Origin of the sequence: Streptomyces sp. NPDC013455 (assembly GCF_040632975.1) — a bacterium.
Lineage (GTDB): Bacteria > Actinomycetota > Actinomycetes > Streptomycetales > Streptomycetaceae > Streptomyces.
On sequence record NZ_JBEYCX010000033.1, the window covers coordinates 12,702 to 27,726 of the forward strand.

Below are 15,025 nucleotides of genomic sequence, written 5' to 3' on the forward strand. Positions count from 1 at the left end.
TGGCGGCGCCAGGAAGCCTGTCGCAGTCACCCGGTCCGGCTGCAGAGAAGGAGGCGCAGTCACCGCACCGCCAACGCTGCCGACGTGACTGCCGGTTGTTCTCTCGAAGCCGCAGCGGCCCGGCGGCGACGCTGAGGCGCATGACTGCGAACCCCTCCATCCGGACCGCGCCGGACGACCGCGCCCGGGAGCGCGACGCGAGCTCCGCCCTGCCCCTGACGATCTCGGCCGATTCCCCCGGCACGCCCCTGTCCGCGTACCTGTCGGCCGCCCGACCGCTCGTCCGCGGCCGGCTGCTCGAACACGGCGCGGTGCTGCTGCGCGGTTTCGACGTCGGCGGCGTGGACGGCTTCGAGGCCGCGGTGCGGGCGGTGTCCGGCGCGCCGCTGCCCTACGCGGAGCGGTCCTCGCCGCGCAGCACCATCAGGGGGCAGGTGTACACCTCGACGGACTACCCGCCGGACGAGGAGATCTTCCTCCACAACGAGAACTCCTACCAGGCGGACTGGCCGCTGCACCTGTTCTTCCACTGCGTCGAGCCGCCGGACACCCTGGGCGCCACGCCGCTCGCCGACACCCGCCGGGTGTACGAGGCGATCGACCCGTCCGTCCGGGAGGAGTTCGCCGCCCGGGGCTGGATGGTCGTGCGCAACTTCTCCGACGGCTTCGGCGTGCCGTGGCAGCAGGCTTTCGGCACCGACGACCGCGGCGAGGTCGAGGCGTACTCCGCCCGCAACGGCGTCGAGACCGAGTGGACCGCGGACGGCCTGCGGACCCGCGCGCGCCGCCGGGCGGTGCACCGCCACCCGGTGACCGGGGAGACGGTCTGGTTCAACCACCTCACGTTCTTCCACGTGACCACGCTCGCCGAGGAGGTGTGCGGCGCGCTGCGGGAGATGTACGACGACGCGCAGCTGCCGACCAACACCTACTACGGCGACGGCCAGCCGATCCCCGACGAGGTCGTCGCGCACCTGCGGTCCTGCTACCGCGCCGAGCAACGGCGCTTCGACTGGCAGCGGGACGACGTGCTGCTCGTGGACAACATGCTGTCGGCGCACGCCCGCGAGCCGTTCACCGGGCCGCGCCGGATCGCCGTGGCGATGGCCGAGCCCTGCTCGGCAGCCGTGCGTTCCGCCCCGTTCGCGGAGGTGACCGATGCCCACCGGTGACAGCGGACACCCGCTCTCGTACGCCCAGGAACAGCTGTGGTTCCTGGACCAGCTCCGCTCCGGCGCCTCCACCGAGTACCTGATGTGCGAGGCGTTCCGGATCCGCGGCCCGCTCGACACACAGGTGCTGGAGGCGGCGTTCACCGAGATCTCGGCGCGGCACGAGATACTCCGCACCCGCTACGGCACCGGTGCGGGCGCCGGGGCGCAGTACGTGGACGAGCCCGGCCCCGTCCGGCTCGCCCGGGTGGACCTGACCGGCGCGGCGCCGGCGGAGCGTGAGCCGCACCTGCGCGAGCTCCACGCGGCCGAGCTGCGCACGCCCATCGACCTCCGGCACCAGCCACCCTGGCGGCTGACCCTGGTCCGGTTCGCCGAGGAGGACGCCGCCCTGCTGGTGACGGTCCACCACATCGCCTTCGACGGGTGGTCCTGGGGCGTCCTCGCCCGGGAGCTGCACGAGCTCTGCACGGCGTTCGCGGCCGGCCGGCCGTCGCCGCTCGAGCCGGTGGCGGTGCAGTACGCGGACTTCGCACAGTGGCAGCGCGACACCTGGGCGGCCGCCCCCGGGCGGGCCGAGCAGCGGCGTGGCTACTGGCGGGAGCGGCTGGCGGGCCTGGAGCCGCTGGAGCTGCCCGCCGACCGCCGGCGCCCGGCGCACTGGGACCCGGCCGGGGACAGCGTCGCGTTCACGGTGCCGGCGGAGCCGGCCCGGCGGCTGGCCGTGCTCGGCCGGGACGCGGGCGCGACCCCGTTCATGGTGCACCTGGCCGCGTTCCAGCTGCTGCTCGCGCGCTGGTCCGGCCGGACCGACGTGGCGGTCGGCGTATCGGTCTCGGACCGCAACGAGGTCGAACTGGAGCCGCTGGTCGGCATGTTCCTCAACACGGTGGTACTGCGAACCGACCTGTCCGGCCGGGGCTCCTTCCTCGACCTGCTGGCACGGGTGCGGGAGACCACCCTGGACGCCTACGAGCACCAGGACGTGCCGTTCGGCTGGGTGGTCGCCGACCTCGCGCCCGAGCGGGACCCCTCCCGCAACCCGGTGTTCCAGGTCGGCTTCGCGCTGCACAACGCCGAGCGGCGCCCGCTGCGGCTGCCCGGACTCGACGTCGTGAAGGCCGCGCCGGCCACCGACCACTCCCCGTTCGACCTGTCGCTGCACCTGTCCGAACTCCCGGACGGCTCGCTGGCCGCCCGGCTGATCTACCCCACCGCGCTGTTCGACCGGGCGCGGGTCGAGCGGATGGCGGCGAGCCTGCTGCGGCTGCTCACGAGCATCGCCGAGCACCCCGACACCGCCGCGCACGCGCTGGAGACCGTCCCCGACGCGGAGCTGGCGGCCTTCGAACGCTGGAACCGCACCGAGGCGGAGCGCCCACGGCAGTCGCTCGCCGAACTGTTCTTCGCCCAGGCCCTGGCCACACCGGACGCGGTGGCGGTGGTGTCCGGGACACGGGAGACCGGATACGCCGACCTCGCCGACCGGGTGCGGCACCTCGCCGGCCTGCTGCGCTCGCGCGGCGTCGGCCCGGAGAGCGCCGTAGGCGTCGCGCTGCACCGCGGCACCGACCTGGTCGCCACCGTCCTCGCGGTGCTCACCGCGGGCGGAGTGTTCGTGCCGCTGGCCCCGGACCAGCCACCGGAGCGGCTGGCCCACCTGGTCGCCGACGCCGAAGTGACCCTGCTGGTCACCGAGGGGGCGCTTCGCGCGCAGCTGCCGGCCCACCCGAACACCCTCGTGCTCGACGCCGTCCGGCCGGAGGAGACCGGGGAGGCTCCGGCCCTCGAACCGGTGGGCACGGCCGGCACGGAGGCCGCGTACGTGATGTACACCTCCGGTTCGACGGGCCGGCCCAAGGGTGTCGTGGTACCGGAAGCCGCGATCCGCAACCGCGTGCTCTGGTCGGTGGAGCGTTTCGGCCTGGGCCCCGGCGACCGGGTGCTGCAGAAGACCACCATCGGTTTCGACGCCGCCCTGTGGGAGTTCCTCTCCCCGCTGGTGTGCGGAGCCGCCGTGGTGACGGGTCCGCGGGACGCCCACCGCGACCCGGCGGTGATGGTCCGCGCCGTGGTGGACCACCGGGTCACCGTGCTGCAGGGCGTGCCCTCGATGCTGCGCCTGCTGCTGGACGAGCCGGCCGTGGCCGACTGCGCCTCGCTGCGCCTGGTCTGCTCGGCGGGCGAGCCGCTGCCGGCCGAACTGGCCGCCCGGCTGCGCGGCACGCTGGAGGCCGAGGTGGTCAACACCTACGGCCCCACGGAGTGCGCCGTGGACTCCACCGCCTGGCGGTTCGATCCGCGGGAGCCCGGCGACCTGGTCCCGATCGGCCTGCCGCTGCCGAATGTGCGCACCTACGTGGTGGACGCCGAGGACCGGCCGGTGCCCATCGGGGTGACCGGCGAGCTGTACGTCGGCGGCATCGGGCTCGCCCGCGGGTACGCGGGCCGGGGCGACCTCACCGCGGACCGGTTCGTCCCCGACCCGGACGCGGCCGTCCCCGGCGCGCGCCGGTACCGCACCGGAGACCTGGTGCGGCGCCGCGCGGACGGCGCGCTGGAGTACGTCGGACGCGTCGACGACCAGGTCAAGATCGGGGGAGTGCGCATCGAGCCCGGCGAGATCGAGGCCGCGCTGGTGGCGCACCCGTCGGTGGCCGCCGCCGTGGTGGCCGCGCACCGGTCCCGCGCCGGCGACGCACGGCTCACCGCGTACGTGGTGCCCGTCGCGGGGGAGCGGACCGACCCGGAGGCGCTCCGCGTCCACCTGGGCGCCACGCTGCCGAAGGCGATGCTGCCGTCCGCCGTCGTCGAGCTCGCCGAGCTGCCGCTCATGCCGAACGGAAAGGTGGACCGCCGCCGGCTGCCGGCGGCCGCCGAACCGGACCAGCCCCCCACGGCGGCCCGGGAGGCCCCGCGCACCGACGCCGAGCGGACCGTCGCCGAGCTGATGGCCGAGGTCCTCGGCGTCGAACGGGTCGGTGCGCAGGACGACTTCTTCCTGCGCGGCGGCCACTCCCTGCTCGCGATCAAACTCGTGCTGCGGCTGCGGCGCGCCTTCGGCGTCGAACTGACCGTCGGCGAGCTGTTCCACGCGCGGACGGTCGCCGCGCTGGCCGCCCGGCTCACCGAGGCGGGCGCCGGCCCGGACCCGGCCCCGGACACCGATCCGGACGCCGTCCGGCCGGCGGGCCGGGACCGCCCGCTGCCGCTCTCGTTCGGCCAGCAGCGAATGTGGTTCCTCGACCAGCTGGAGCCCGGGAGCCACGAGTACGTCGTCCCGCTGGCGCTGCGACTGACCGGACCGCTCGACACCGCGGCGCTGCGCCACGCGCTGGACGCGCTGTCCGAACGGCACGAGGTACTGCGGACCAGGTACCGCTCCGACGGCGGCGAGCCCGTCCAGGTCATCGATCCCGCCGGTCCGGTGGACTTCACCCTGACCGATCTGGCGGGCACACCCGACGCCGGGACCCTGGCCCGCGACCTGGTGGACGAGCTGGCCCGCCGGCCGTTCGACCTCGCGCACGGGCACCCGCTGCGGGCGACCCTGATCCGCACCGCTCCCGAGGACCACCTCCTCGTCCTGACTCTGCACCACATCGCCTTCGACGCCTGGTCGACCAACGTCTACCTGCGAGACCTGGACCGTGCCTACCGGGCCCTCACCGCGGGCGAGCCGGTGCCGCACGCCCCGCAGCCGGTCCACTACGCGGACTTCGCGGTGTGGCAACGCGACCAGCAGCGGGCCGGCCGGCTGGACCACCAGCTCGCCTACTGGCGCGACCGCCTGGCCGGCCTCACGCCCGTCGAGCTGCCCACCGACCGGGTCCGCTCGGCGGTCCGCGACGCCCGGGGCGACAACGTCGTCGTCGAGGTGGCGCCGGAGGTCGCCCGGGCCGTCGCCGAACTGGCCGGCCGGCACGGCGCGACCCCGTTCATGGTGCTGCTCGCCGCGTTCCAGATGCTGCTGCGGCGCTGGACCGGCCGCGACGACCTCGCGGTGGGCACCCCGGTCGCCGGGCGGAACCGCGAGGAGACGGAGGAAGTGGTCGGGTTCTTCACCAACAACCTGGTGATCCGCAGCGACCTCGGCGGCAACCCGGTCTTCGGGGAGCTGCTGGAACAGGTCCGCGGCACGGTGCTGGACGCCTTCGCCCACCAGGACGTGCCGTTCGAGCACCTGGTCGACGCGCTGCGGTCGGAGCGGGACCTCTCCCGCAACCCGCTGTTCCAGATCATGTTCGAGCACCAGCACCTGGCAGGCGTCCCCGACCGGCTCGGCGCGGTCGCCGTGGAGCCCGTCCGCGCCGGACTGGAGATCGCCAAGTTCGACCTCACCGTGACCGTCAAGGAGCGCGGCGGGCGCATGTACTGCTGGTTCGAGTACGCGACCGCGCTCTTCGACCGGGAGACCATCGAACGGATGGCGGGCCACTACCTGACCCTCGTCGGCAGCGTCACACGCGCCCCCGGTGCGCGGATCGGCGACCTCGGCATGCTCACCGGCGACGAGCGGCACCGCGCCCTCACCACCTGGGCCGACCCTCACCCCGGGCGGGCCGCCCTGCTCGACCCGGCCGAGGAACACGGGCTGTGCGTACCGGACCTCTTCGCCCGGCAGGTCCGGCGGGCCCCGGACGCCATCGCCGTGGTCTTCGGCGACCAGCAGGTCAGCTACGCCGAACTCGACGCGCGGGCCGACCGGTTCGCCGCCCGGCTGCGCTCCCTCGGCGTCACCGCCGAGACGGTCGTCGGCTCCTGCCTGGAACGGAGCGTCGAGGCGGTGGTGGTGCTGCTCGCCGTGCTGAAGGCCGGCGGCGTGTACGTGCCGTTCGACCCGCGGCACCCCGCCGAGCGGCTGGACCTCATGCTCGCCGACGCCGGCCCGGAACTCGTGGTCACCACGCGCGCGTTCGCCGGCCGGCTGACCGGCGCCCACCGGGTGGTCCTGGCCGACGCCGACGCCGACGCCGACGCCCAGGACGACCCAGGCACCGCACCCGGCGGCCCGGCGCCCGTCCCGATCCGGCCGGGGAACCTCGCCTACGTCATCTACACCTCCGGCTCGACCGGCCGCCCCAAGGGCGTGATGATCGAGCACCGCTCGTACGCCCACCACTGCCGGGTCATCGCCGACGCGTACGGCATCGCCCCCGGCGAACGGGTGGCGTTGCTGTCCGCACTCACCTTCGACGTGGCGATGGACCAGATCGCGGCGACCCTCGTGGCCGGCGCCACCGTCGTGGTCGCCGACCCGGTGTTCTGGACCCCGGCCGAACTGCCCGCCCGGCTCGCCGAGCACGGCGTCACCGTCCTGGAGATCACCCCGTCCTACTACCGGGCCGTCCTGGAGTCGCCCGACCTGCCCCTGCTGGAGTCGCTGAAGCTGATGAACGTCGGCAGCGACGTGGTCACCGGCCTGGACGCGCGGCGCTGGGCGGAAACCGGCCTGCCCGCCCGCTTCCTGTGCAACTACGGGCCGACCGAAGCCACCGTCACCTGCCTGCTGCACCCCGTCCCGGAGGGGCCCGCGGAGGGGGACGCGGCCGGCGCCCTGCCGCTCGGCCGGCCCGTTCCCGGGACCCGGGCCCACATCCTCGACGCGGATCTGCAGCCCGTCCCGGTCGGAGTGCCCGGCGAGCTGTACCTGGGCGGCGTCCGGCTGGCCCGCGGCTACCACCGGCGGCCGGACCTGACCGCGGAACGGTTCGTCCCCGACCCCTTCGCCACCGAACCCGGCCGGCGCCTCTACCGCACCGGCGACCTGACCCGCCACCGGCCGGACGGCTCCATCGAGTTCCTCGGCCGGATCGACCACCAGGTCAAGGTCCGCGGCCTGCGCATCGAACTCGGCGAGATCGAGGCCGCGCTCGCCCGGCACCCCGCCCTCCAGGAGGCGGTGGTCACCGCCCCGCAGACGGCCCCCGGCGAACGCAGGCTGGCCGCCTACCTGGTGGCGCGCCCCGGCAGCCCGATGCCCGACGTGGCCGAGCTGCGCGGACACCTGGGCGCACTCCTGCCCGAGTACATGATCCCCTCGGTGTGGGTGCCGCTCGACGCGTTCCCGCTGACGGCCAGCAAGAAGATCGACCGCAAGGCCCTGCCCGACGCCTCCGCCGCCCTGGCCGGCGGCGCCCGCGAGCACATCGCCCCGCGCGGCCCCGCCGAGGAGGCCGTCGCCGCGATCTGGTCCGAAGTCCTGGGCCTGGAGCGGATCGGCGCCCAGGACGACTTCTTCGCCCTGGGCGGGCACTCGCTGCTGGCCACCCGGGTGCTGGCCCGGCTCCACGAGACGTTCGCCGTCGAGCTGCCGCTGCGCCTGCTGTTCGAGGCCACCACCGTGGCCCGGCTCTCCGAGGCGGTGTCCGAGGCCGTGGAGGCCGACATCGCCGCGCTCACCGACCACGAAGTGGCGGGCCTGCTCGCCGAGGAAGGCCTCCGATGACCGACATCAGGGACCGCGAGCAACTGCGGCAGGAACTGCTGCGCCGGCGCCTCGCCGGGCGGGCGGCCCCCGCCCCGGCGGACGGCATCGCCCGCGCGCCGCGCGACTGCGGCCCGCTCCCGCTCTCGTTCGCCCAGCGCCGCCTGTGGATCCTCGACCGGCTCCAGCCCGGCGGCACCGAGTACCTGATGACCGTGGCGCTGCGGTTGCGCGGCCCCCTCGACCGGGGCGCGCTGCGCACCGCGCTGGACGGCATCCTCCGACGGCACGAGGTGCTGCGGACCCGCTATCCGGTCGTCGGCGGCGAGCCCGTGCAGGTCGTCGACGGGCCGGGGCGCGTCCCCTTCGACGAGGAGGATCTCAGCGCACTCGACCGGGCGGCCGCGGACGCCCGGATCGGCGCCCTGGCCACCGGCGCGCGCCGGCCGGTCGACCTCGCCGAGGGCCCGGTGTTCTCCGCCGTGCTGGCCCGTCTGGCACCGCAGGAGCACGCGCTCCTGCTCACCGTCCACCACATCGCGTGCGACGGACGGTCCGAGGACATCCTGGTCCGCGAACTCCTGGAGCGCTACGACGACGCGGTCGCCGGGCGGGCGACCCGCTCGCCGGAACCGCCGGTGCAGTACGCCGACTTCGCACGGTGGCAGCGCGAACGGCTCTCCGGCGCGGCGCTGCGCCGCCCGCTCGACCACTGGTGCGAGCGGCTGGCCGGGCTGCCACCCCTGGAGCTGCCCACCGACCGGCCCCGTCCGGCCGTACGCGACACGGCGGGCCGGCTGGCGCCGCTCGCCGTTCCGGCCGACACCGCCCGGCGGTTGACGGCGCTCGCCCGGGAACACGGCGCCACCCCGTTCATGGCCCTGCTGGCCGCACACGCCGTCCTGCTCGGCCGCTGGAGCGGGCAGCGCGACGTGGCCGTGGGCTTCCCGGTGGCCGGGCGGGACCGGTCGCAGCTCCAGGACGTGGTCGGCCTCTTCCTCAACACGCTGGTGCTGCGGGTCGACCTGTCCGGAGCGCCGTCGTTCGCGCAGCTGCTGCGGCAGGTCCGCGAGAGCGCGCTCGACGCCTACGCCCACCAGGAGATGCCCTTCGAGCGGCTGGTCGAGGAGCTGGCACCGGAGCGGGACCCGTCCCGCACACCGCTCTTCTCCTCCATGCTGCTGTGGCAGGACGCGGCCGGTTCGCCGGCACCGGCGGCGATGGGCGCCCTCACGGCCGAGCGACTGCCGGTCGGCGAGAGCACCGCCAAGTTCGACCTCACCCTGGGCCTCGCCGAGCAGCCCGACGGCTCCCTGTCCGGTGCCGTCAACTACGCCTCGGCGCTGTTCGACCCGGCGACGGCCGAGCGGTTCGCCGCGCACTTCACGCGCCTGCTGGAGAGCGCCGTCGCCTCGCCCGGCACCCCGGTGGACGAGCTGGACATCCTGCCCGCCGCGGAGCGCGACCTCCAGCTCCTCGGCTGGAACGCGACGGGCCGGCACTACCCGGCCGGCACCCTCCCGCTGCTGTTCGAGACCCAGGCCGCCCGCACCCCCGACGCCGAGGCGGTGCGGTGCGAGGGCGTCCGCCTCAGCTACCGGGAACTGGACGACCGGGCCGACCGGCTCGCCCACCACCTGCGGACCCTCGGCGTCGGACCCGAGTCCGTCGTCGGCGTCTGCCTGCACAGGAGCACCGACCTCGTCGTTGCCCTGCTCGCGGTGCTCAAGGCCGGCGGCGCCTACCTGCCGCTCGACCCGGACTATCCGGCCGACCGGCTCGCCTTCATGCTGGCGGACTCCGGTGCCCGCGCCGTGGTGACCGACCCCGGGCTCGCCCCCCTGGTGCGCGACCGCGCGCCGCACCTGGTCGACATCACCGGTGACATCCCCGACGGCCGGGACCACGGCCCGGTCGCCGCCGTGGTCCCCGAGCACCCGGCGTACCTGATCTACACGTCCGGCTCCACCGGCCGCCCCAAGGGCGTGCTGATCGAGCACCGGGCCATCGTCAACCGGCTGCACTGGATGCAGGAGGCCTACGGACTCGGCACCGACGACCGGGTGCTGCAGAAGACGCCCTACAGCTTCGACGTCTCGGTGTGGGAGTTCTTCTGGCCGCTGATCACCGGTGCGACGCTGGTGCTCGCCCGCCCCGGCGGCCACCGCGACCCGGCCTACCTGGCCGGGCTGATCGGCACCGAGGCGATCACCACCGTCCACTTCGTGCCGTCGATGCTGCGGGCCTTCCTCGCCGAGCCACTGCCGGCACTGCCCTCACTGCGCCGCATGGTGTGCAGCGGCGAGGCGCTCCCCGCCGACCTGGTCGCCGCCGTGCACGAGCGGATCGGCTGCGAACTGCACAACCTGTACGGACCGACCGAGGCCGCCGTGGACGTCACCGCGACCCGGTGCGAGCCGGGCCTGCCCGTCACCATCGGCCGGCCGATCGCCAACACCCGCACCTACATCCTGGACGCCTCCCAGCGGCCGGTGCCGATCGGCGTGCCGGGCGAACTCCTGCTCGGCGGCGTCCAGCTCGCCCGCGGCTACCTGAACCGTCCGCAGCTCACCGCCGACCGCTTCGTGCCCGACCCCTTCGCCACCGAGCCCGGCGGGCGGCTGTACCGCACCGGCGACCTGGCCCGGTACCGCGCGGACGGCACGATCGAGTACCTCGGCCGGCTCGACCACCAGGTGAAGATCCGCGGCCAGCGGGTCGAACTCGGCGAGATCGAGGCGGTGCTGGCGGAGGCCCCCGGCGTCACGGCCGCGGCCGTCGCCGTGCACGACGAACAGCTCGTGGCGTACCTGGTGCCGTCCTCGGCCGACGTCGAAGCGGCCCGTGAGCACCTGCGCGGGCGGCTGCCGGAACACATGAGGCCCGTGCACTGGACCCTGCTCCGGACGCTGCCCCTGACGCCCAGCGGCAAGACCGACCGCAAGGCGCTGCCCGCGCCCGACCGGGCGCGCTCCGACCTGGTCGGCGCGTTCACCGCGCCGCGCACGGGCATCGAGCAGACCGTCGCGGACGCCTTCGCCACGGCTCTCGGCGTCGACAGGGTCGGCGTGCACGACGGCTTCTTCCAGCTCGGCGGGGACTCCATGCGCGCCATCCGGGCCGTCGGGGCACTGCGCGACCAGGGACTGGCCGTCTCCGTCCAGGACGTCTTCGCCCGGCAGACCGTCGCCGAACTGGCCCCGGTGGCGGCCGCCCGGCCCGCGGCCGAGCCGCAGGAGACCACCCTGGTCGGCCGTTTCGAGCTGCTGGCCCCGGGCGACCGGGAGCGTCTCCCGCAGGGCCTGGCCGACGCCTACCCCATGGGCCAGGTCCAGGTGGGCATGGTCTACGAAATGCTCGCCGACCCCGAACGCAACACGTACCAGAACGTCAGTACCTTCCAGATCGTGGACGACGGCCCGTTCTCCGCCGAGGCGTTCGCCGGCGCGGTACGGCTGCTGATCGAACGGCACGAGATCCTGCGCACCTCCTTCCACCTCTCCGGGTACTCCGAACCGCTCCAGTTCGTGCACGCCGCGGACGGCCTGGAGGTGCAGATCGGCGTCACCGACCTGCGCGGCCTGCCACCCCGGGAGCAGCAGGCGCGGGTGCGCGGCTTCCGCGCCGAGGCCCAGCGCACCCCGTTCGACGTCGGCCGCGCCCCGCTGCTGCGCTACCACGCCCACCTGGTCGGCGACCGGGAATGGCTGCTGACACACGTCGAGTGCCACGCCATCCTGGACGGCTGGAGCCACCACTCGGTCATCGGCGAGCTGCGAGCCGCCTACCGCCGGCTGTCCGAAGGCGCAGCGGCCCCGTCCGCCGAGCCGCCCCGGGTCCGCTACGCCGACTTCGTCCAGCTGGAGAAGCGGGCCCTGGCCTCCGCGGCGGACCAGGAGTTCTGGCGAGACCGGATCACCGGCCACGAGCGGCTCCGGCTGCCCGCCGACTGCGCCCCCGCCGAGGCGGACCGGCCGGCCCCCGAGGTGCGGCTGTCCTGGCGGGACCTGGAGCCGCGACTGCGCCGGCTCGCCGCCGACACCCAGACCTCGCTCAAGAGCGTCCTGTACACCGCCCACCTGAAGGTACTCGGCCTGATCAGCGGCCAGCGCCGGTTCTTCGCCGGCGCCGTCACCAACGGCCGGCCCGAACTGCCGGGCGGCGACCGGGTGCGCGGCATGTACCTCAACACGGTGCCGTTCGCCGTCGACCTGCGGGCCCCGAGCTGGCGCGCACTGGTGCGGTCGGTGTTCGCCGAGGAACTGGCCCTGTGGCCGCACCGGCGCTATCCGCTGCCCGCCATGCAGCGCGCGTGGGGCGGCGGCGAACCGCTCGTCGAGGTGGTCTTCGCCTATCTGGACTTCCACGTGCTCGACGGGCAGCGCGCGGACATCGGCACGGTCGACGACCACAGCCCGAACGAGTTCACCTTCGATGTGTGGACCTTCCCCGGCGAACTGCGGATGACCTGCCGGCCCGGCTGGGCCGGCCAGGAGCGGCTGGCAGCGATCGGCGAGACCTTCCTGGCCGTCCTCACCGCGATGGCCGACGATGCCGACGCGGACCCGGACGCCTTCCGCGCACCCGCCCTGGAGCAGGCGGCCGGCACGCCGGCCGCCACCCGGCCGCTGCCCGAGGTCTGCGTGCCTGAACTGCTCGCGGCCCGCGCCCGCCCCGGGGCGACCGCGCTGGAGGACGGGCAGCGGCGTCTGACCTACCGGGAGCTGGACGCCCGTTCCAACCAGCTGGCCCACCTGCTGCGCGGCCTCGGCATCGGCCCGGAGACACCGGTCGCGCTCTGCCTGGACCGCGGCATCGAGGCGGTGCTGGCCATGCTCGCCGTCCTCAAGGCCGGCGGGTACTACGTGCCGCTCGACCCCGCCTACCCGGACGCGCGCATCGGCTACATCCTGGACGACGTCCGTGCCGGGGTGGTCCTGTGCCGCCCGCAGGACACCACCCGCCTGTCCGGGTTCGCCGGCGTCCGCGGCATCCCCCTGGACACCGGGGCGGCCGTCCTCGACGGGCTGCCCGAGACCCCCGTCGAGGCGGGGACGGGCCCCGACAACCTGGCGTACGTCACCTACACCTCGGGCACCACCGGCAGGCCCAAGGGCGTGCAGGTCACGCACCGGGGGATCGTCCGGCTGGTGCACGACCCGAACTACGCCGACCTCGCCCCGGACCAGGTGCTGCTGCTGCACGCGCCGCTCGCCTTCGACGCGTCCACGCTGGAGGTGTGGGGGGCGCTGGCCAACGGCGCCCGGCTCGCCGTCTGCCCGCCCGGTGCGACCAGTGCCGACGAACTGGCCGAGGTGGTCCGGCGGCACGGGGTGACGGTGCTCTGGCTCACCGCCGGCCTGTTCCAGCACATGGTGGAGACCCGCCCGCAGCTCCTGGCCGACGTCCCGCAGGTACTCGCCGGCGGCGACGCGCTCTCGCCCTCGCACGTGCGCACCGCCCTGGCGCACGGCGTGGCCCTGACCAACGGCTACGGTCCCACGGAGTGCACCACCTTCAGCACCGCGCTGCGCGGGGTGACCGAGGCCGACGCCGACCGCGGTGTGCCGATCGGCACACCGATCACCGACACGCGGGTGCTGGTGGTCGACGACGACCTCGCCCCGGTGCCCGTCGGGGTGCCCGGCGAACTCCTGGTCGGCGGCCCGGGACTCGCCCGCGGCTACCTCGGCCGCCCCGATCTGACCGCGGACCGCTTCGTGCCGGATCCCTCCGGGGCGGTCCCCGGGGCGCGCCTGTACCGCACCGGGGACATCACCCGCCGCGACGCCGACGGGGTGCTGACCTTCCTCGGCCGGCGCGACGGCCAGGTGAAGATCCGCGGCCACCGGGTCGAGCTCGCCGAGGTGGAGGCCGCGCTCGGCGGCCTCCCGTCCGTCCGGGCGGCGGCGGCCGCCGTGCACCCCGGAGCGGACGGCCTCAGGCGGCTGGCCGGCTATGTCGTCCTCGAACCCGGGCACGGTCCGCTGGACGTCGCGGTTCTGCGCGAGCAGCTCCGCCGCCGGGTGCCCGACTACCTGGTGCCCGGGGCCTGGGTGGAGTTGCCGGCCCTCCCGCTCACCGCTAACGGCAAGATCGACCGGGCCGCGCTGCCCGAGCCCGTCGGGCCCGCCGTGACATCGGCCTTCACCGCCCCGCGCACACCCACCGAGCGGGCCGTGGCCGAGGTCTGGGCCGAGGTGCTCGGTGTGGAGCGGGTCGGCGTCGACGACGACTTCCACGTCCTCGGCGGTCACTCGCTGGCCGTCCTGCGGATCACCGCCCTGCTGCGCGAGCGGCACGGCATCGAGCTGACCGTCCGTTCCTTCCTGGAGCACCCCACCGTGGCCGGTCTCGCCGCGGCCGCCGAGACCGGCGCACCGGCGCCCCAGTCGCTGGTCTGGCTGCGGCGCGGGGGCAGCCGGCCGCCGCTGTTGTGCGTGCACCCCGGCGGCGGCAGCGCCCACTGGTACCGCCCGCTGGTGCCCTGCCTCGACCCCGACCAGCCGGTCGCGGCCTTCGCCTGGCCCGGTCTGCAGGCCGAGCACGGCCCCGTCCCCTCGACGGAGCAGATGGCGGAGCGCTATCTGGCCGAGCTGCGGGCCGCGGTGCCACACGGCCCGTACCGGCTGCTCGGCTGGTGCGGCGGCAGCGGCATCACGAGCGAGCTGGCGCACCGGCTCACGGCCGAGGGGGAGGAGGTCACCTTCATCCTGCTCGACCCGGGACTGGACAACCACGAGCGGTTCGAGCTGTGGCGGGAGTACTGGCTGATCGAGAGCTGCGTGGCGAAGTTGACGGAGCTGGCCGCCGCACCGCCCGAGCAGGACACCTCGGTGCTTCGGGCGGAGACCCTGTCACTGCTCGAACACCTGGTGGACGACGTCGACCCGGAGGTGGGGATCGTGCTGCCGGAGCACGGCGCCGGCGAGGTCTGGCTGCCTGCCGCGAAGATGTGGCGGGAGGTCATGGAGATGTGCCTGACCTACCGGCACCGGCCGTACGCGGGCCGGCTGCACCTGATCGCCAGTGACGAACTGGCGGACGGCAAGCACGAGGTGGCCTCCGGGCAGTCGTTCCCCGACTACCTCGCCCGCTGGCGCGAACTCGCCGGGGACGTGACGCTGCACCGGATCCCCGGTGACCACTTCGGTGTCATGAAGCCGCCGCACCTCGGCCGGCTCGCCGAGGCCCTCACCGGCATCCTCGGCGGCGCGAGCGCGGAGGGCACGGGCTGACACCGGCGAGGGCGGAACCTCCGGGAGGGCGGGGCGCACCGAGCGCCCCGCCCTTCCGGCGTCGGCGGGGCACGTTCGGCCAGGCCCTGGACGAGGAGTCGGGCGCCGCGGCGCCCGACGGTTCGGACCGGCGCACGGCGGACGCCGGACTCGACGCCCAGGGTCCTCCGCGCGCATCAGGCCGATGA

General features: G+C 74.9%; 3 protein-coding genes. All 3 read left to right on the forward strand.

Annotated elements, in window-relative coordinates:
- The first annotated feature begins 140 nt into the window (after positions 1–140).
- From ABZ576_RS32810 to ABZ576_RS32820, 3 genes are read left to right on the forward strand one after another with little or no spacing between them, the layout of a single operon-like run.
- Entirely contained in the window at positions 141–1,172 is a 1,032-nt protein-coding gene (locus ABZ576_RS32810; RefSeq protein WP_360749236.1) for a TauD/TfdA family dioxygenase, read from the forward strand.
- The gene (locus ABZ576_RS32815; RefSeq protein ID WP_360749238.1) at positions 1,159–7,620 is read left to right on the forward strand and encodes an amino acid adenylation domain-containing protein; all 6,462 of its coding nucleotides are present in this window, start codon (positions 1,159–1,161) and stop codon (positions 7,618–7,620) included. Before ABZ576_RS32810 ends, ABZ576_RS32815 begins: the two co-directional genes overlap by 14 nt.
- Positions 7,617–14,837 (forward strand): amino acid adenylation domain-containing protein, encoded by a 7,221-nt coding sequence (locus ABZ576_RS32820; RefSeq protein WP_360749241.1) that lies wholly within the window; start codon positions 7,617–7,619, stop codon positions 14,835–14,837. The genes ABZ576_RS32815 and ABZ576_RS32820 overlap by 4 nt, the downstream gene beginning before the upstream one ends.
- Positions 14,838–15,025 lie beyond the last annotated feature (188 nt).

Bases quoted from the DNA above. Each gene is read 5' to 3' on its own strand.
- ABZ576_RS32820 (WP_360749241.1), top strand. From the start codon at position 7,617: ATGACCGACATCAGGGACCGCGAGCAACTGCGGCAGGAACTGCTGCGC.
- ABZ576_RS32810 (WP_360749236.1), top strand. From the start codon at position 141: ATGACTGCGAACCCCTCCATCCGGACCGCGCCGGACGACCGCGCCCGG.
- ABZ576_RS32815 (WP_360749238.1), top strand. From the start codon at position 1,159: ATGCCCACCGGTGACAGCGGACACCCGCTCTCGTACGCCCAGGAACAG.